Here is a 17,309-nt window from a genome sequence, read left to right on the forward strand (position 1 = left end):
GCCCCCGCCCCTCGGCCCACCTCGGCTTGTCCGGTTTCTGTACCCCGGACCGTACCTCTCACGCCTTCCGACGCCTGTCGGCTCGGGCCTTGTTCAGCCCTGTTCCCGCTCCACCGGGAGCCACAGCTCGGCGTCCGCCTCGGTGTGGTCCGCGGACATGCGGGTCCGCAGGATCTCCGGGCCGGGTCGGCTGCGGTAGGGGTTGGACGGGAACCACTGCGTGAACACGTCCCGCCACAGCTCCTGGATGGCCTGCGGGGCCGGTCCGGAGGTGGTGAAGACGGCCCAGGTGCCGGCCCGGACCGGCAGGATCGCTGCCCCTTCGGGGGCGGCCGCCGACGTGATCACCGCCTGGTAGTAGTCGAGTTCGGTGCCCTCCGCCCGGCTCGGGTCCAGGTCGTCACAGACCGCGACGATGCCGTGGGGCTCCTGGTCCGACAGTTTCTCCAGGCGCTCCAGGACCTGCGGGTCGGTCCCGCGGACGAAGTCGATGATCGCCTGGTTCGGCCCCGCGTGCACCAGTGGCACCCGGGCCTTGAGGCCGACGACGCTGAAGTCCGGCCTGTCCACTACGCGATAACGCATGCTGCTGGTCCCTTCGACGGTGAGACGGAAGGTCAACCGGGGCTGGGAGACGAGCGCGGCGCCGGTGCGCCGGGCCTCGCCCGGACCGACCCCGTGCATCGCGCGGAACGCCCGGGCGAACGCCTCGCCCGAGCCGTAGCCGTAGCGCACCGCGATCTCCAGCAGAGATTCATGCCCTGCGAGCACCTCGGCACCCGCAAGGGTGAGCCGGCGGCGACGTACGTACTCCGACAGGGGCATGCCCGCGAGCGCGGAGAACATCCGGCGCAGGTGGTACTCCGAGGTGGCCGCGATGCGTGCCAGCTCCGCCCCGTCGACCTGCCGGTCGAGGTGACTCTCGATGTACTCCAGGGTCTGGTTGAGACGCTCCAGCACTCCCGGTCTCCTTCCTCTTTCGTGATCACCATGCTAGGGAGCGGGCACCCTGCCGGACCCGACATCCTGTGCCCGATCGGGTCGGGTGCGCGCACACCGGAAAGCCGGAAGGGACGTCCCCCGACGCCGGATCGCGATCATTGGTCGAGTGGGCCGGCCCCTGCCTCCCCCTTGCCGACGTGCCCCCGAGCCTCCGCCATGGGGCGAGTGGCCAGGGGGCTCTCAGCAGTGGACCGGGGCTTCGGCCACGGGTGGGTGTGCGGCGCCGGAGGCGAAGGCCGCTTCGGCCGCCGTCCGGCCCAGTGCGGACAGGCAGGCCGACCAGGCCCGGTCCACGTCGTGCCGTTCGGCGGGCGGCAGCGGCGTGCCAGCCGACGTGCGGGCCGCATCGGCGGCGCCGAGCAGCCGCGCTGCCCGCTCGGGCTCGCCGCCGGCTGCTGCCGTGCCCGCCAGGCCCTCCAGGGCGAGCGCCACCGCACGTACGTCTCCCAGTGCCCGCGCCGCCGCGAGTCCTTCGGCGTGCAGGGTACGGGCCCGCTCCACATCCCCCCGCAGTTCGGCCGTGAAGCCGAGTTCGGCGAGGGCGAGCGTCGTGCCGGGCCCGTAGCCGGCGTCCCGGAACCATGCCAGGACCGCCCGCATGTGCTCCTCTGCGCCGGTGAGGTCGCCGGTGCGCCGGGCGACCAGACCGAGTCCGATCCGGGCATCGGCCTCCCCGGCGCGGTGGCTCTGTTCCCTGGCCAGGCGCAGGGCGTCCGCGTGCCGTTCACGGCTCTCCTCGTACTCCCCCGCAAGGAACGCCAGCCGGCCCAGGGCACACAGCCGCTTGCCCGCCTCGGTCCTCAGCCCGAGCTCCTGGGCGAGGGCCAGGCCCTCTTCGTGCAGCCGGGCCGCCTGCGGGTACTCGCCCGCGATCTCGTGCGGCGCGGCTCGGGGGAACACCGTCTGGAGCAGGCCCCAGCGGTCGCCCAGTCCGCCGAACAGCCGGGCACTGCGCTCTGCGTCGCGGCGTACGCCGGCCAGGTCGCCGTGCGCGAGGGCGTGCCGGGCGCGCACGCTCAGCGCGGCCGCGGTCCCCCAGGAATCGCCGAGCCTCTCGGCCGCGGCCAGTGCCCGGTCGGCGAGTTCCTCACCCATGGGTACGTCCCCCGCACCCATCTGCGCCGCGGCCAGGAACCACAGGGCATGGGCGTGACCGAGCGGGTCGCGGTCCGCCGCCTCCCGCGCGTCGAGGGCGGCCGCCGCGGCACGCAGCAGGCCCTCGGCGGACAGCGACGTGCCCTCCCACACCGTCAGGCCGGCCCGCCAGGCCGTCGCCAGGGCCACGGCGGCGATCCGCTCCCCCGCGTGCCCGCCCTGGTCCGGCCCGCCGTGGGAAGCGAGGTGGTCGCGCTCCGCCGCGAGGCAGGCGTCCAGCAGACGGCCTCCCTGCGCGGGTCTGCCGCGCAGCAGCCAGTACCGGGCCAGAGCGCGAGCCGTGCTCAGGGCGGGTACCACCCGGCCGTGCTCGAGCGCCTCCTCGACCGCCGGGTACAGCTCGGCCTCGGCCGCGTCGAGCCGTGCGAGCCAGAGCCGCTGGTGCGGGCCGCGCAGCAGGGGTTCGGCCCGCAGCGCCAGCTCCCGGTAGTACGTACCGTGCCGGGCGCGGGCGCCTCGCTCCTCACCGGCCTCCCGCAGTCGCTCCCGGGCGTATGCCTTCACGGATTCCGGCAGCCGGTAGCGGCGGCCCTCCGGACGGTCGACGAGGACCACGAGCGAGCGTTCCACCAGGCGGTCCAGCACCAGCGGAACCTGGTGTTCCCGTACCTCGGGAACCGGGGCGGATTGTGGGTCCGGCGGTACGGGAACGTCCGCGGGCGCGTCCCCGAGCGCGTCCGCGGGAGCATCCGCGCACACCACACCCGCGGCCTCCGCCGAGGCGTCGCCGCCGTGTACGGACAGCCGCCGGAGGACCGATTCTTCAGCGCTGCCGAGCAGTGCCCAACTCCAGTCGATCACCGCTCGCAGCGTGCGCTGCCGCGGGGGTACCCCGCGCAGCCCCCGCGACAGGAGGGCGAACCGGTCGTCGAGTCCGGCGAGCAGGCCGTGCACGCCGAGGGCGGGGGCGCGGGCGGCGGCCAGTTCCAGGGCGAGCGGAAGCCCGTCGAGCCGGACGCACAGGCCCTCGACGGCCGCCATGTCCTCGGGCGAGGCGGTACGGTCCGGCGGGAGTCCGGCGCGGGCCGTGAACAGGGCGACGGCATCGGCGGGTTCGAGGGGCGCCACCAGGTGCACCGCCTCCCCCGCCAGGTTGATCGGCTCCCTGCTGGTGGCGAGCACCGAGACCCCGGGCGCCTGCGGGAGTACCGCCGCCAGCACCTCTGCCACGGCGTCGCAGACGTGCTCGCAGTTGTCGAGCAGCAGGAGGAGGCTCCGTTCCCGGAGGGCGCCCGCGAGCAGGTGCACGGCCTCGGGGTGTTCGCCCTCGGGGCTGCGTACGCCCAAAGTCCGCAGTGCCGCGCCGGCCACGGCGTCGGCCGGTGCGCCTGCGGGGAGGGGCGCGAGCTCGACCAGCTGCGCGCCGTCCGTGTTGCGGGCGGACGCCTCGCCTGCGCATTCGACGGCCAGGCGGGTCTTGCCGACACCGCCGGGTCCGGTGAGGGTGACCAGCCGGGAGTGCGCCAACAGGGCCCGTACGGCGGCGAGATCGGTTCCGCGTCCGACGAGTCGGGTGAGCGGTTCGGGCAGCCGCGGCCGTCCGGCGATTCCGGTTCTGCCCGTACGCGGCGCGGCCTGCGCGGCCTGTGGCGACTGCGGGGCCTGTGCGGCCCCTGGGACTGCTGCCGCCGCATCGCCGCCGGGGACCGCGCGCCGGGCTCCTCCGTCTGCCGGCGCTGCCTGGTTGCGCGGAGGGAGCTGCAGGTCAAGGTCGGCGTCCTGGCGGAGGATCGCCTGCAGCAGTGCCGTCAATTCCCGGCCCGGCTCCAGTCCGAGGTCCCTGTCGAGCCTGTATCGGAGTGCTTCGTAGCTCTCCAGTGCCTGCGTCTGCCGACCCGCCCGGTACAGCGCCCGCAGCTGGACGGCGCGCAGTCGCTCGCGCAGCGGATGGGCCGCAACGAGCTGGTCGAGCTCGCCGAGAACGACGCGCTCCTCGCCCAGTGACACCCGCAGGTCCAGTAACTCCTCCCGCACGAGGAGACGTTCCTCCTCCAGCCGGGCGGCCGCGGCACGCACGGACGGGTCGTCGGTGTGGCCCGCGTAGGCCTCGCCGCGCCACAAGGAGAGGGCCTCGCCCAGCAACTCGGCACGGGGTCGGGGTACGAGGGCCTGTACGCGGGCCCTGGCGGCCAGCTCGGCGAACCGCTGAGCGTCCAGTTGCCCCGGCGCGAGCTCCAGCCGGTAGCCGCCCGCTTCGTGGAGCAGGCGGCCGCGGCCGTCCTGCGGCGCGGCGCGCTCAAGTGCGGCGCGCAGCCGCGAGACCTGGCCCTGGAGGCTCGCGTACGGGTGGAGGGGCAGTTCGGCGTCCGGGCCGCCCCACAGTGCGTCCACCAGCCGGTCGGCGGAGACGGGGCGGCCCGGTTCGACGAGCAGCCGGGCGAGCAGCCGGCGCACCCGCGCCCCGGTCACGGCCACCGGCTCGCCGTCACCCGTCCAGATCACCAGCGGCCCCAGAACCCCCACACGCATGTCGATCAGCCTAACCGGCGCGCTGTCCCCCAACTGGGCTCCGTGTCCCCGCCGCGGAGCGGGCCCGGCCGAGCGGTCCTGCGGCCGCCATGCAGTCGTCCGGCAGCAGACGGCTGACCGGCAGACCGGCAGCGGAGATGCAGCAGACCGGCAGCAGACCGGCAGCAGACCGGCAGCGTGGCCTCGCAGGGTGGGTCCTGTTCGGCAGCACCACCGACACGAGGAGAGAACGATCATGAGCGCAATCGCCGCCGCACCCCACAGGATCCCGGTAAGCGTCATCGGCCTGGGCAACCTCGGCCAAGCCCTGGCCGACGCCTTCCTGACGCAGGGACACCCCACCACCGTGTGGAACCGCTCGGCGGGAAAGGCCGACGCTCTGGTGGCCCGCGGAGCGTCCCTCGCGAGCACTCCCACCGATGCCGTGGCGGCAGGAGAACTCGTCGTCGTCGCGGTACTGGACTACGACACGGTCGGCGAGCTGCTGCTGCCGACGGCCGGGGCACTGGCCGGCCGTACGGTCGTCAACCTGACCACCGGCACCCCGCCGGCCGCGCGCGCCCTCGGCGCCTGGGCGGCCGACCAGCAGGCCGCCTACCTGGACGGCGCGGTGTACGCGGTGCCCCAGACGATCGGCACCTCCGCCGCCTTCGTCCTCTACAGCGGCGACGAGGCGGCGTACCGGACCTACCGCACGGTCCTCGACACGATCGGTGAGGGCAGCCTCGTCGGCCCGGCTCCCGAGCTGTCCTCCGTGTACGACACCGCTCTGCTCAGCGGGATGTACGGGATGTTCGCCGGGTTCTTCCAGGCCGTGGCACTCGCCGACACGGAGGGAATCGGGGCGGCCGAGCTGACGCGCCCGCTGGTGCGGTGGCTGACGGCGGCCGCCGACGCCCTCCCGGCCTTCGCGGAGGAGATCGATGCGAAGGACTACGCCACGACCACCTCCAATCTGGAGATCAATGCGGTGGGGCTGCGCAACATCCTCTCCACCACCGAGGCGCAGGGACTGCCGACGGACCTGCTGGCGCCGCTGCAGCGGCTCTTCGACGACCAGGTCCGCGCGGGTCACGCCGCGTCCAGCCTGTCCAGGGCCGTGGAGTCCTTGCATGCCGATGCCCTTCGGTGAGCGTGACCGTTGGGGATCGGCAACAGCCGAAGGACAGGGCTCAGGGCTGCTGGCGTGGACACCGGACCGCTCCGCGGGCTGCTGCGGGGTGAGCCGCTGGGGCACCCCGCGCATCCCATGCTGGTGGAGGTACCGATGGGGTGCTGGCTGTCCGCCGCCGTGCTGGACACCGTGCCCGGGGCACACCGGTACGCCACGGTCCTGACGGCGGTCGGCCTCGTCGGGGGCGCTCCGGCGGCCGCGGCCGGGTGGGCGGACTGGGCGGAGCTGCCGCCGCGGCAGGCCAGGGTCGGGGTCGCGCACGCGATCGCCAACGTGGCCGCCGTCGGCTGCTACGTGGTCTCGCTGTCGGACCGGCTGCGGGGCCGGGGCGCGCGCGGCCGCCTCTGGTCGCTGGCCGGGCTGAGTGCCGTGGCGGTCAGCGGGGCCCTGGGCGGGCACATCGCCTACGCGGGCCGGCCGGACCCCGGGGCTCCGGGCGGCGCAACGCACACGGGCCCATGACCTCGCTGTACAGCGCGCATCGTGCCGTGCCGTGCCGTGCGGGTCGTCCAGGTTTCGGGTGCCGCGGCCCGGGCAGCAGCCGCTCGGGGGCTCCGATGCGGGAAGGATCCGCCATGGAAGACCAGGGCGGCGCCGGCGGCGCCCCGCTCCACCACCACGACCACGATGACGACCACGACCAACAGCGACGTCGCAGGACGTCGCACACCGCACCCGGCCCCAAGGACGAACAGGCCGTGCGCGCGGCGGACACCGACGAGGCCAGCCGGCTGGACCGGCCGGGCGACAGCGGCGGTGAGCCCTTGCGCGAACGTCGCCGCCCCGGGCGCGAGCACTGACCTGTCGCTGCGCGAGCACTGACCTGACGCTGCTCGGAGCCGGACGGCAAGGGCAGCGGGCACCGTCATCTGCGCGAGGTGGTGATGGCGAGCAATTCCTGCATCAGCCGGACGACGAGCCGCGGCTGTCCCACGAACGGGGAGTGGCCCGTCTGCCATGCGCGCACGTCGGTGCAGCGCGTGGCCATCGTCCGTTGCAGGCCCGGATCGACGGCCCGGTCCTGCGCGCAGACGACGTAGGTGGAACGAGTGTGCTTCCAGCCGTGGCGCTCCGGTACGCCGCGCCCACAGCCGGGGGCCTGGGCACGCAGCAGGTCGACCGCCCGGGCTGCGAGCGGCTCGGGACAGTCGCCGTAGAGGACGGCGGCTGCCCGGTCGGGGTGCAGGCGGGTCGAGCCGTCCGGCTGAGGGCTGATCGCGTCCTGGAGCTGCGGGGACGCCCCGCCGAGACCGGCCGCGCTCTCACCGGCGTCCGGCACGAAGGCCGCCAGGTAGACCAGGTGCCGCGCTCCGCGCAGGCCGGTGATCACCGACCCTCCGTAGGAGTGACCGAGCACGACCGGAGGCTCCTGCAGCGCGTCGACGGCGGCCTGGACCGCGGCCGTGTCGGCGAGCAGTGAGCCCCGGTGCAGCTCGGGAACGACGACCTCGGTTCCCGCGTCCTGCAGCTGCTCTGCCACCGCGGCGAAGTGCTCGGGACGGTGGTACAGGCCGTGAACGAACACCACCGCTGCCAACTTCGCCCGCCCCCAGGTCGCGTAGGTCGCATCGCCATCGAGCCAGTGATCTTAGTCGCGGACGGTGGCCGGGCCGCACCGGCAGTCCGTCGAGAGTCCGGCAGGATCCGGCAGGATCCGGCAGGATCCGGCAGGATCCGGCAGGATCCGGCAGGATCCGGCAGGATCCGGCAGGATCCGGCAGGATCCGGCAGGATCCGGCAGGATCCGGCAGGATCCGGCAGGATCCGGCAGGATCCGGCAGGATCCGGCAGGATCCGGCAGGATCCGGAGGACGTGCCTCAGAAATCCCCGTAGCGCATGCGTCCCAAGGCCGTCATCGGGCGGTCGTGCGCGGCGACCGGGGCCGGGAGGCACGTCGAGCCGGTCAGGTAGCGGTCCACGGCCGCGGCTGCCGCCCGGCCCTCGGCGATGGCCCAGACCACCAGCGACTGCCCCCGGCCCGCGTCTCCCGCGACGAACACTCCCGGCGCCCGTCCGGCGCCCGCCGCGAAGCGGGCGTCACGCGCGAAGTTGCCGCGTTCGTCGAGTTCCAGTCCCAGCTGCTCGCGCAGGCCGCCCGAGCGCTCGGGGCCCGAGAAGCCGAGGGCCAGCAGGACCAGGCCGGCCGGTATCACGTACTCGGTGCCGGCCACGGGGCTGCGGGCCACCGGCTCCACGGCGGTCAGGCGCAGCGCCCGTACGCGGCCGGAGGCGTCCCCCTCGAAGCGCAGGGTCGCGCAGGCGAACAGCCGGGGGTCTCTGCCTTCGCGCCCGCGGGCCTCCTCGTGAGCGTGGGAGATGCGGTACGTCCTCGGGTACACCGGCCAGGGCTCGCCGTCGGTGCGGTCTGCGCCCGGCTCAGGATTGATGTCGAGCTGGAGCACGGATTCCGCGCCCTGCCGCAGGGCCGTCCCGAGGCAGTCGGAGCCGGTGTCCCCGCCGCCGACGACGACCACGTGTCTGCCTTCGGCGGTCACGGGCGATACGGCGTAGTCGCCCTCCCGCACCCGGTTGGCGCAGGTCAGGTAGTCCATGGCCTGGTGGATGCCGTGCAGCGAACGGCCGGGCACCGGCAGTTCGCGGCGTTCACCGGCGCCGATCGCGACGACGACGGCGTCGCAGGCGCTCCGCAGCGCGTCCGCTCCGGCACCGGTCGCGCCGCCGACGTCCGTGCCCGTCACGAACAGCGTCCCCTCGGCCCGCATCTGCTCGATACGGCGGTCCAGGTGCGCCTTCTCCATCTTGAACTCGGGGATGCCGTAGCGCAGGAGTCCGCCGATCCGGTCGGCCCTCTCGTGGACCGTGACGCGGTGCCCGGCCCGGGTGAGCTGCTGCGCCGCGGCCAGTCCGGCCGGACCGGATCCGATGACGGCCACCGTCCTGCCGCTGCTCTTCTCCGGCGGCCGGGGGGTCATGAAGCCGAGCCGCAGGCCCTCGTCCGCGATCGTCTGCTCGACGTTCTTGATGGTCACCGGGTCCGCGTTGATCGTGAGGACGCATGCGTCCTCACAGGGGGCGGGGCAGAGCCTGCCCGTGACCTCCGGGAAGTTGTTGGTCGCGTGGAGCCGCTCGTACGCCGTGCGCCAGTCTCCGTGGGCGGCGTACGCGTTCCACTCGGGTATGAGGTTTCCCAGGGGGCAGCCGGTGTGGCAGAACGGGATGCCGCAGTCCATGCAGCGGTCGGCCTGGCGGGAGACGAGCGGCAGCAACGCCTGGCCCGCGTGGACCTCGCGCCAGTCGCGGAGCCGTTCCTCGACGGGGCGGGCCGGCACGGCCTCGCGGGGGATCCTGAGGAAGCCGAACGGATCGGTCACATGCCGCCTCCCTGGATCGGTCGCGGCGGGGTACGGCGGGGTACACGGAGCGCGCACCGTTTGCCTGGCACGCGCGCGTTCTATGGCGGTTCGGCCAGATTACGCCGCCTCCGCGACGGCGCCCAGACCTGGCGGATCCGGTGACCGGACGAGTGCGGAAGGTGACGGCGAAAGCGGGGGTTTGCTCCCTCCGTCGCCGTGATCGGCCGGTGGATGTCGGCGGCGGTCCGGCAGCGCAGCAGCTACGTACAGTCATGGCTTGCGCTGCTGCTCGGTCCCGCTCCCACTCCCACTCCCACTCTCGCTCTCGCTCTCGAACGTCACGCCAGGGTGGCGCGCGAGCGCCGCGAAGAGCCTCCACCGTCCTGCGCACCGCGTCACGCCGTCCGTCCCTGCGTCCTCGTCCTTCACCGGGAGACCGAACGTGGGCTCCGGCGACGACAGGAAGACGCGGGCGCCCGGAAGGGGTCGGGCGCCCGCGTCTTCGTCCTTGTGCTCGTACTCCGCTTCGTCCTCGCCTAGTTGAACGGCTCCAGTGTCATGAAGGCCTCTTGGGGATTGCCGTCGTGCACCAGCGACTCGTGGGCGCCCACGTCGTCGAAGGCGAAGCCGTACGCCTTACCGTCGGCCATCTGTCCGTGGATGACGCGGGAGTAGTGGTTGGTGACGGCGTCACGGTAGAAGTTGGCGCCGTTCGCGTCGGGCTGGCTGGGGTTGCTCAGCAGTGTCGACCGGTTGAAGCCCGCGCACAGGGTGCGGGATATCGGGCCGCGGACCTGGTCGTTGGGTGCGTCCAGGAGCTTGTAGCAGCCGAAGACGCTGTCGGAATCCGGCTTCTGGAAGCTGGTGACCACCGCTCCCGAGCCGTTGGTGAAGTTCATGACGTTGCCCGAGACACGGCCGTAGTACTTGAGGTTCGGCTGGTTCGCGAACGGCGTCACCGTGAGTGTGGAAGAGCTGTACTTGCTCCAGACGCGGTTGATGTAGTCGTTCATGACGCCGGCGGGGATTCCGCCCGCCTCGATGCCGTGGCCGGGCGAGAGCGCGCGCAGCGGGGTGCCGTCGGGACGGTTCTGGATCAATCCGCCCCAGCCTGCCGAACGCAGTTGGCTGAACACGGCGTTGTAGCCGCCCGGCTTGAGCCGCCCGGTGCTGGTGACCGTACCGCCTGCCGCCTTCACGCCGACTGCGTACGGGGCCGAGAACATGTCGACCTGGGTGCTGTTGATCCACAGACCGGCATCGTTGAGCGTGTACTCGGACCAGTTGAACAGGACGTTGCGGTTGGGGTCGGAGGGGTTCTGCACGGCGGGCTGCACCAGGCCGCCGGTGCTGACCTTGAAGACGATCTTCTGGCCGATGGAGAAGTAGACGCGTCCGGAGAACTTGGGCATCCGGATGGTCTTGGTCTGTCCGTTGGCCGGTCCCGCGATCGACGCGTCGGGCGCGGGGGTGGGGGGATTGCCTCCGACGGGCCACGGGTGGAACCCGCCGTTGGCGTCGGCCCAGCCCTGCTGGCCGGTCGTCAGCAGAGTACCCAGGTTGTAGATGTAGACCGGTTCGCTGCGTCCCGAGTTGTTCTTGATCGTGAGCGGGATGGTCGCCGGTACGGCCTCTGCGGACGGCGACGGGCCGAAAACCATCAGACCGGCGCCGACAACCAGTGCTGCTATCCCGGATGCAAGCACTTTCGGTAAACGGAACACGCTCTTCCTCCTTGTGGGGGGCACCTGACGGTGGGGAGGTTCGGCGCTCCCATGTTCATCCATTGATACCTGAGAGCGCTCTCAGCGTCGGACTGTGCTCAAGTTCTGTCAAGAAACTGGACAGAGTCCGGAGCGCCTGATCATCGTCGGGGTCCGCGCCTGAAGGCTCTTGGACCAGCATGTTCCGACGGGATCGGCGCATCAGCCGTGCGACCACCCGGTCGAAACATGGAAGCGGCGACGGCCGTTGGCCGTCGCCGCCACTTGGGTGAGCGTCTCCACTCTCTGAAAGCTGCGGCCGATCAGCCGGGCCAGGTGCCCGTGAGGCGCCGGGTGGCGACCGCTCCGGAACGGTCGACGGCGGCCTTGACGGCCGCGAAGATCGCGCCCTGCAGGGCCGCGGCAACCAGGATCGCCCGCCAGGAGCGGTCCTCGTCGGTCGCGTCGGGAGCGTCGTCCGCCCCTTCGATCAGCTTCCAGACCTGCTTGAACACGAGTCCGGCGAGTGCGCCGCTGAGGGCGCCCAACGCCAGTCCGACCGGCTTGTATGCGATCGCCGACGCTTTCACTGGTGCCTCCTCCGGTTGCCCCGCACCAGCAGGAACACGATCAGGGCAGCGCCGACCGTGAGCAGTGCGGCCCGCCGCGCCTTGTCGACAACGGGGTCGGGAGTCTTCTCGGCCGCCAGGTGCACGGCATGGTCGACCCCGCCCCGGATCCGTCCCGTCACCAGTGCGGCCTTCTCCGTGGCCTGCTCCTTCATGGCGGCCGTCTTCTCCCGGGCCTGCGCCTTGACATCGGCCTTGGCGGCCAGCGCCTCGACGGTGCGGCCGAGTTCATCGCGGGTGTGCTCGATCCGTTCCCGCAGTTCCTCGGCAGAGGGTTCGCCGGAGGTCGGCTGCCGAGGTTGATCGGGCTGTTGGGTCTGTTGGGTCTGTTGGGGAGCAGCGGGCCGGCGGGGAGCGGGTTCGTTGCGGGACTGGCTGGTCATCGGTGTGCCTTCTCCCTGATCTCGGCCACGTCGGCCTGGAGGCTGTGCATCGTCTGCTCCGGCGCCGGTGTGCCTGCCTTCGCGATCTGCTTCTTGCCTGCCATCGCCACCACCACGGCGCTCGACGCCAGAACGGCGGTGACGATGAGGGCCGAGGCCCAGACGGGAAGTACCAGAGCCAGTGCGGCGATCCCCGCCACCACCAGGGCCTGGGCGGCCAGGACGCCGAGGAGTCCGGCTCCGCCGAACAGGCCGCCACCCGTGCCGAACCGCTTCCCCTTCTGCGTCATCTCAGCCCGCGCGAGCTGCATTTCCTGGCGCACCAGCTCCGAGATCTGCTGAGACGCCCGCGAGATCAGCATGCCCACCGAATCATCGGCGGGGCGAGTGCTCGGTTCGATCGTGCGCATGATTCTTCACCTCGTCCTCGAGTCGATCGGATACGTCTCGTTGCTCCCTGCCTCCGGGCTGGACGGCGGATCCCTCCATGCGGCGACGGTCCTCGTCGCTCCATGCCCTGGTGTCGCGGGGCTGCACGTACGGCTCCTCGTGCTCGGGCAGCCCTCCCGCGATCGCCCGCTGGCGGGCCAGTTCCGCGTCGAACTCCAGCCCGAGGAGAACGGCAAGGTTGGTGATCCACAGCCACACCAGGAAGACGATCACGCCCGCGACCGTGCCGTACGTCTTGTTGTAGGAGGCGAAGTTCGCGACGTAGAAGGCGAAGCCGGCCGAGGCGGTCATCCAGATCGCCAGGGCCAGGAAACTTCCGGGGGTGACCCATGCGAAGCCGCGCCCCTTGGCGTTCGGAGCGGCCCAGTAGAGCAGCGCGATCATGATCGTGACGAGAAGGACCAGCACCGGCCACTTCGCGATCGACCAGACCGCGAGCCCGCTGTCACCCACGCCGAGTGCCTCGCCGGCCCGCCGGGCCAGCCCTCCGCTGAACACCACGATCAGTGCGCTCGCACAGGCCAGGAGCATGAGCGTCACGGTCAGGGCGAGGCGAAGCGGAAGGATCTTCCACACCGACCGGCCCTCGGGAACGTCGTAGACGGCGTTCGAGGCACGGATGAACGCCGCGACATAGCCGGAGGCGGACCAGAGGGCGACGACCAGGCCGACGACCGCGACCAGTGAGCCGATGCCGCTCCTGCCTTGCAGTTGCATCACGGCATCGCTGATCACATCCCGGACCGAGCCGGGCGCCAGTCTCCGCAGGTTGTCCAGCACGCGCTGCGTCGTCGACTCGCCTGCGATGCCCAGCAGGGACACGAGGACGAGGAGGGCGGGGAAGATTGCCAGTACCCCGTAGTAGGTCAGGGCCGCTGCGCGGTCGGCCAGCTCGTCGTTCCTGAACTCCCTCACAGTGCCGCGCAGCACGGCTCGCCACGATCGCTTCGGCAGGTCGGTGGGCCGGTCGGGGGCGCGTTCCCGCACCCGATCGCCGGGGCCCACCCTTGTGCCGGCCCCCGCCTCCGTGCCCTCGCCCGCTCCCGCGTTCGTGCCGGTGTCCGGACGCTCGTCTTCCGCGCCGGGGTCCGGCGTCGAGCTGCGTTTCATACGCTGCGGCTTTCCGTCTCGGCGGGACTCATGCCCGTAGGTCTCAGGCTTCTTCTGGAAGATCTCGTACGCGTCCGGCGGCTCCTGCGGCACCCGCTGCGTCGCGAAGCCGTCGTCGGGCGGTCCGTCCGGTACCCGGCCGGGCGCGCTGCCGCGCGGGCCCTACGTCGCGCGTGCCCCCTGCGGCGCGGGCGATTCGTGAGGATCCGCACTTTCCCGCACGTGCAGATCACCGGACGGCGGGTAGGCGCGCCCCATGATCGCTTCCCTGCCGCTCGCGGCTTCCGGTTCCTCGTCCCTCTTCCTGATCATGGCCGGCGTGGTGGTGGCCGCACTCCTGGTCAGCGCCTTCTGGTACGGCAGCCGCCGCGCCGCGACCCGCAAGGATCCCGGTGCGCAGCCGTCGGAGCAGAGTCGGGCGGCACGGGCCCGGCAGGACTCGTGGCAGACGCCGGACGGGCCCGGGACCGGCCCCGCAGCCCCGCGACGCCCTTGACCCGAGTCCCCTGTGCGACCCGGTCCGTACCGGGCCTCCCTCGACGGCGCCGCGCGCTTAGAGGCCTGAAGTGCCCTTCTCGAGCCCCGCAGGATTCACACGGGTGGCGCAGATTGCCAGGCGCGTTCGGCGGGTACGCGCGGCCGGTCACCTTTTGCCTCGTGGAGGTCTCCTTGCTGTCCTCTCTCTCCGACACGATCTCGACGCACCTCGACCTGGCCGGCTGCCTCCTGCCGGTACCGACGCGTGCCGTGTACGACACATCCGACCCGTACGCGGTCCGGTTCGACTTCATGCTTGACGCCGGGCGTCCCACCCGGTGGCACTTCGAGCGGGACATGCTGGCCGAGGGCGTGTGCCGCCCCGTGGGAGAAGGCGCCATCGCCCTCCGACCCCGCTCGACGGGCGGACATCACACCCTGGTCATGGAGCTGTGGGGGGACACCCTGACCGGATACGAGTCGGCCGTGCTGATCGTCGACTCTGCTCAGGTGAGCTGCTTCCTTGAGCAGTCCTACGGGTTGGTGGCCCGCGGGTCCGAGTCCGACTCCTGGGACATCGACGGCTTCCTGTACAGGATCCAGTGTCCGGACTGAGCGCGCCTCCGGAAATGAGGGTGCGGTCAGGCAGGCGGACGGTTGGTCGGTTGGTTGATCGACCTGCGTGCGGCACGCCTCTGGGTCATCCTGATGCGACCCCGTATCTCCCGTTCCGGACTGGAGTTTCGCTGTGCTCGAACGCGATCGTCGTAAGGATCAGCCCGAGGTCAAGGTCGCGTTCGCGCTGCCGACCGACGTACCGCACCGGCCCGGCCAGGTGGCCGCGGGCCCGGGCGACCGGCAGCCCGGACCTCACGAGGTCACGTACCGGCCGGACGACCTCAGGGCCGTGACCGACCCGTCCTCCCGCTACCTCGCGGCCGGGGACTACTGGTTCGACCGCAGCAGCACCGCCGCTCACCCGAACGGCGCCAACCGCCTCACCACCTGAGGCAGAGCGCCCACGACGGTGACCGGCCGCACGAAGTAGCCGCGGTACGAAGAGTCAACCCCGGCCTCCGCCACGAAGGCCCTGGCCGCCCTGCTCGCCGGGCACCAGGTGTGGGACCGCTTCCCCGCCGCGCCCACCCCGTAGCGGGCGGCCCGGCGGGTTCCGGGCGGCCGCCCGGGGCGCGTTCAGAACGTCAGCCGGAACAGAGCGCCCCCGCCCGGGGCGGCCTCCGCCATCAGTTCGGCGGCGTGCGCCCGTGCGATCTGCCGTGCCATGGCCAGGCCCAGACCGGACCCCGGCAGGGCGCGGGCCGCCCCGGCGCGGTAGAACCGGTCGAAGACGTGCGGCAGATCCTGCGCCGAGATCCCCGGCCCGTGGTCGCGCACCGTCAGTTCCGGCCCCCGGCCCGGTAGGCCCGCCACGAGCTCCACCTCGACGGGCAGCCCTCCCCCGCTGAATTTGGCCGCGTTGTCCAGCAGGTTCCCCAGCAGTCGGCTGAGCCGCGCCGGCACCCCCGGCACCACGACCGGCTCCGGTGGCACCCGTACGTGGAAGGGCACGGACGGCCAGTGCGTCCGTGCGGCCTGTGCGCAGTGCTCCACCAGCGCGCCCAGCCGTACCTGTTCCACCAGCGGCTGCGGTTCCTCGTCGCGTGCCAGCTCGATCAGGTCGTTCACGAGCCCCGTCACCTCCCGCAGCTGGCGCCCCAGCGCGGCGGAGGCCCGTTCGCGCTGGTCCGGTGTGAGCCTGTCCGCCCGTGCCAGCAGTTCGGCGTTGGTCCGCAGCGCCGTCAGCGGGGTGCGCAGTTCGTGCGAGGCGTCCGCGACCAGCCGGCGCTGTGCGGTGACCGACTGTTCGAGCTCCCCCAGCATGGTGTTGAAGCTTGTGGCGAGCCGGGTGATCTCGTCCTCCCGCCCCGGTGGCGGCAGTTCGATCCGGTGCCGGGGGTCACGGGTGGCGGCGATCCGCTCGGCCGTCGCCGTGAGCCGGGTGACGGGGGCCAGGCCGGTCCGTGAGACCCAGTGCCCGAGGAGTGCGGCCAGCAGCACGCCGGCCGCCGCCGTCAGCACGAGCCATTGGGAGGCCTCCTCGATGCCGTCCTCGACCGTGTCCGCCCGCAGGGCGACCTGCAGCGCCCGCCCCTGGGCGTAGTCGGTGGTGAGCATGCGTGCGGGGAATCCGGCCACCGTGATGTTCGTGTAGTACGGGGCCTTCGTGCCCGCTGCGACCTTCCGCGCGGCCGGGTCCACGGGTAGCTGGCCCGGCGTCGCGGGGTCCTTGGCCGGGTCGGCGGGGACCACTTCCGCGCAGGCGGGAGCCGCCAGGAAGCGGCACTCTCCGGCCAGGATGCCGGGTGCGGCCCCCGGGTCGCGCTGGGCGGCGAGCCGCGCGGCCTGGGTCAGACTGAGGTCGAGCTGCTGGTAGAGCACGGACCGGACCACCACGTACGCCGCCACGCACACCCCGATGGCCACGAGGGCCACGGCGGCGGTGACGGAGAGCGCCAGCCGGGTCCGCAGAGGACGGCGCCTGCGCCAGACCCGGCCGAGCCGCCGACGGCCGCCGCTCACGCCGCGTCCAGCCGGTAGCCGACCCCGTGGACGGTGTGGACCAGCCGGGGCTCTCCCCCGGCCTCCAGCTTCCGCCGCAGGTAGCCGACGTAGACGGCCAGGGAGTTGGAGTCCGGGCCGAAGTCCCGTCCCCACACCAGCTCCAGGATCAGCTCGCGCGGGAGCACCTGGCCGGGGTGGCGCAGGAGCAGCTCGAGCAGGGCCGCTTCGGTACGGCTGAACTCCAGTGGCCGTCCGCCCCGGCGCCCGGTCCGGGTCGCGGGGTCGAGGACGAGGTCGGCGAAGCCGAGCGGGGCGGCGCCGGCGGGCCCGGGCGCGGCCCGCCGCAGCAGCGCCCGGACGCGGGCGACCAGCTCGTCCAGGGCGAACGGCTTGACGAGGTAGTCGTCGGCCCCCGCCTCCAGTCCGTCGACGCGCTCGCTGACGGAGTCGAGCGCGGTCAGGACGAGGACGGGCGTACGGTCGCCCATCGCGCGCAGCTGCCGGCAGACGGCGAGCCCGTCGAGCACGGGCATCATGACGTCGAGGACGACCGCGTCGGGCTCCCAGGCCGCCACCTGGGAGAGGGCCGCCAAGCCGTCCGCGGCGCCCCGGACCTCGTACCCCTCGACCGCCAGCCCGTCCTCTACGGCCGCCCGCACCTCGGGCTCGTCGTCGACGACGAGGATGCGACGGCTGTCCCTGTGGCCGGTGTGGCCCGCGTGGAGTGCGGCGCCTGCCTGGTTCATGCTGCCCGTGCCGCCGATGCTGCTTGTGCTGTCCGCGCTGCCTGTGCTGTCCGTGGAGCTCATGGGGCAAAGCCTGCCAAAGGCTTCTGAGAGAACCTCTTAGAACGTTCTTAGGGCGCACCGGGAGTGTGCGG

17 protein-coding genes are annotated in these 17,309 nt (G+C 72.5%); 6 read left to right on the forward strand and 11 right to left on the reverse strand.

The genetic code is table 11. The annotated features are described in order from the left end of the window. Positions 1-93 precede the first annotated feature (93 nt). Positions 94-960: a helix-turn-helix domain-containing protein gene (locus OG753_RS01195; protein WP_405786721.1), complete on the reverse strand. Its 867-nt coding sequence runs from the start codon at positions 958-960 to the stop codon at positions 94-96. A 222-nt stretch (positions 961-1,182) separates the two neighbouring features. Beyond that, positions 1,183-4,626: an AfsR/SARP family transcriptional regulator gene (locus OG753_RS01200; protein ID WP_405786722.1), complete on the reverse strand. Its 3,444-nt coding sequence runs from the start codon at positions 4,624-4,626 to the stop codon at positions 1,183-1,185. Between the two features lie 235 nt (positions 4,627-4,861). Here OG753_RS01200 and OG753_RS01205 point away from each other — a divergent pair, with 235 nt between their 5' ends. The 3 genes from OG753_RS01205 to OG753_RS01215 all read left to right on the forward strand — a co-directional run bounded on the left by OG753_RS01205 (position 4,862) and on the right by OG753_RS01215 (position 6,600). Next, entirely contained in the window at positions 4,862-5,758 is an 897-nt protein-coding gene (locus tag OG753_RS01205) for an NAD(P)-dependent oxidoreductase (protein ID WP_405786723.1), read from the forward strand. A gap of 54 nt (positions 5,759-5,812) precedes the next feature. After that, positions 5,813-6,262 (forward strand): DUF2231 domain-containing protein, encoded by a 450-nt coding sequence (locus OG753_RS01210; RefSeq protein WP_405786724.1) that lies wholly within the window; start codon positions 5,813-5,815, stop codon positions 6,260-6,262. A 113-nt stretch (positions 6,263-6,375) separates the two neighbouring features. Continuing rightward, a complete protein-coding gene (locus OG753_RS01215) occupies positions 6,376-6,600 on the forward strand; it encodes a hypothetical protein (RefSeq protein ID WP_327260202.1) in 225 nt (74 codons plus the stop codon). 65 nt (positions 6,601-6,665) lie between these two features. Here OG753_RS01215 and OG753_RS01220 read toward each other — a convergent pair whose 3' ends face one another. The 7 genes from OG753_RS01220 to OG753_RS01250 all read right to left on the reverse strand — a co-directional run bounded on the left by OG753_RS01220 (position 6,666) and on the right by OG753_RS01250 (position 13,390). Beyond that, complete coding sequence (locus OG753_RS01220) at positions 6,666-7,337, reverse strand: alpha/beta hydrolase (RefSeq protein ID WP_405786725.1); 672 nt, start codon at positions 7,335-7,337, stop codon at positions 6,666-6,668. A 281-nt stretch (positions 7,338-7,618) separates the two neighbouring features. Continuing rightward, positions 7,619-9,133, reverse strand: a complete 1,515-nt coding sequence (locus OG753_RS01225) for a glutamate synthase subunit beta (RefSeq protein ID WP_327260204.1) — start codon at positions 9,131-9,133, stop codon at positions 7,619-7,621. Positions 9,134-9,651: 518 nt separating this feature from the next. Next, positions 9,652-10,839, reverse strand: a complete 1,188-nt coding sequence (locus tag OG753_RS01230) for a glycoside hydrolase family 64 protein (protein ID WP_405786726.1) — start codon at positions 10,837-10,839, stop codon at positions 9,652-9,654. 302 nt (positions 10,840-11,141) lie between these two features. After that, positions 11,142-11,408, reverse strand: coding sequence for a DUF4235 domain-containing protein (locus OG753_RS01235; protein WP_327260206.1), 267 nt, complete (start codon positions 11,406-11,408; stop codon positions 11,142-11,144). Continuing rightward, a complete protein-coding gene (locus tag OG753_RS01240) occupies positions 11,405-11,830 on the reverse strand; it encodes a DUF3618 domain-containing protein (protein WP_405786728.1) in 426 nt (141 codons plus the stop codon). Before OG753_RS01240 ends, OG753_RS01235 begins: the two co-directional genes overlap by 4 nt. Continuing rightward, positions 11,827-12,240, reverse strand: coding sequence for a phage holin family protein (locus tag OG753_RS01245; RefSeq protein ID WP_405786729.1), 414 nt, complete (start codon positions 12,238-12,240; stop codon positions 11,827-11,829). The genes OG753_RS01240 and OG753_RS01245 overlap by 4 nt, the downstream gene beginning before the upstream one ends. Beyond that, positions 12,203-13,390 (reverse strand): YihY/virulence factor BrkB family protein, encoded by a 1,188-nt coding sequence (locus OG753_RS01250; protein ID WP_405786730.1) that lies wholly within the window; start codon positions 13,388-13,390, stop codon positions 12,203-12,205. Before OG753_RS01250 ends, OG753_RS01245 begins: the two co-directional genes overlap by 38 nt. A 256-nt stretch (positions 13,391-13,646) precedes the next feature. On the opposite strand from OG753_RS01250, the gene OG753_RS01255 reads away from it, so the two are divergent. The 3 genes from OG753_RS01255 (at position 13,647) to OG753_RS01265 (ending at position 14,876) form a co-directional block, all read left to right on the forward strand. Next, positions 13,647-13,886, forward strand: coding sequence for a DUF6479 family protein (locus OG753_RS01255; RefSeq protein WP_327260209.1), 240 nt, complete (start codon positions 13,647-13,649; stop codon positions 13,884-13,886). A 161-nt stretch (positions 13,887-14,047) separates the two neighbouring features. Further along, entirely contained in the window at positions 14,048-14,482 is a 435-nt protein-coding gene (locus OG753_RS01260; RefSeq protein WP_327260210.1) for an SsgA family sporulation/cell division regulator, read from the forward strand. Positions 14,483-14,615: 133 nt separating this feature from the next. After that, a complete protein-coding gene (locus tag OG753_RS01265; protein ID WP_405786731.1) occupies positions 14,616-14,876 on the forward strand; it encodes a hypothetical protein in 261 nt (86 codons plus the stop codon). 185 nt (positions 14,877-15,061) lie between these two features. On the opposite strand, the gene OG753_RS01270 is transcribed toward OG753_RS01265, so the two are convergent. Together OG753_RS01270 and OG753_RS01275 are read right to left on the reverse strand one after the other, a co-directional pair. Continuing rightward, positions 15,062-16,447, reverse strand: a complete 1,386-nt coding sequence (locus OG753_RS01270; protein ID WP_327260212.1) for a HAMP domain-containing sensor histidine kinase — start codon at positions 16,445-16,447, stop codon at positions 15,062-15,064. Beyond that, positions 16,444-17,175 carry a response regulator transcription factor gene (locus OG753_RS01275; protein WP_327266623.1) on the reverse strand — a complete coding sequence of 244 codons (732 nt, stop codon included), beginning with the start codon at positions 17,173-17,175 and terminating at the stop codon, positions 16,444-16,446. Before OG753_RS01275 ends, OG753_RS01270 begins: the two co-directional genes overlap by 4 nt. Positions 17,176-17,309 lie beyond the last annotated feature (134 nt).

Origin of the sequence: Streptomyces sp. NBC_00029, assembly GCF_045160505.1 — a bacterium.
In the GTDB taxonomy this organism is placed as follows: domain Bacteria; phylum Actinomycetota; class Actinomycetes; order Streptomycetales; family Streptomycetaceae; genus Streptomyces.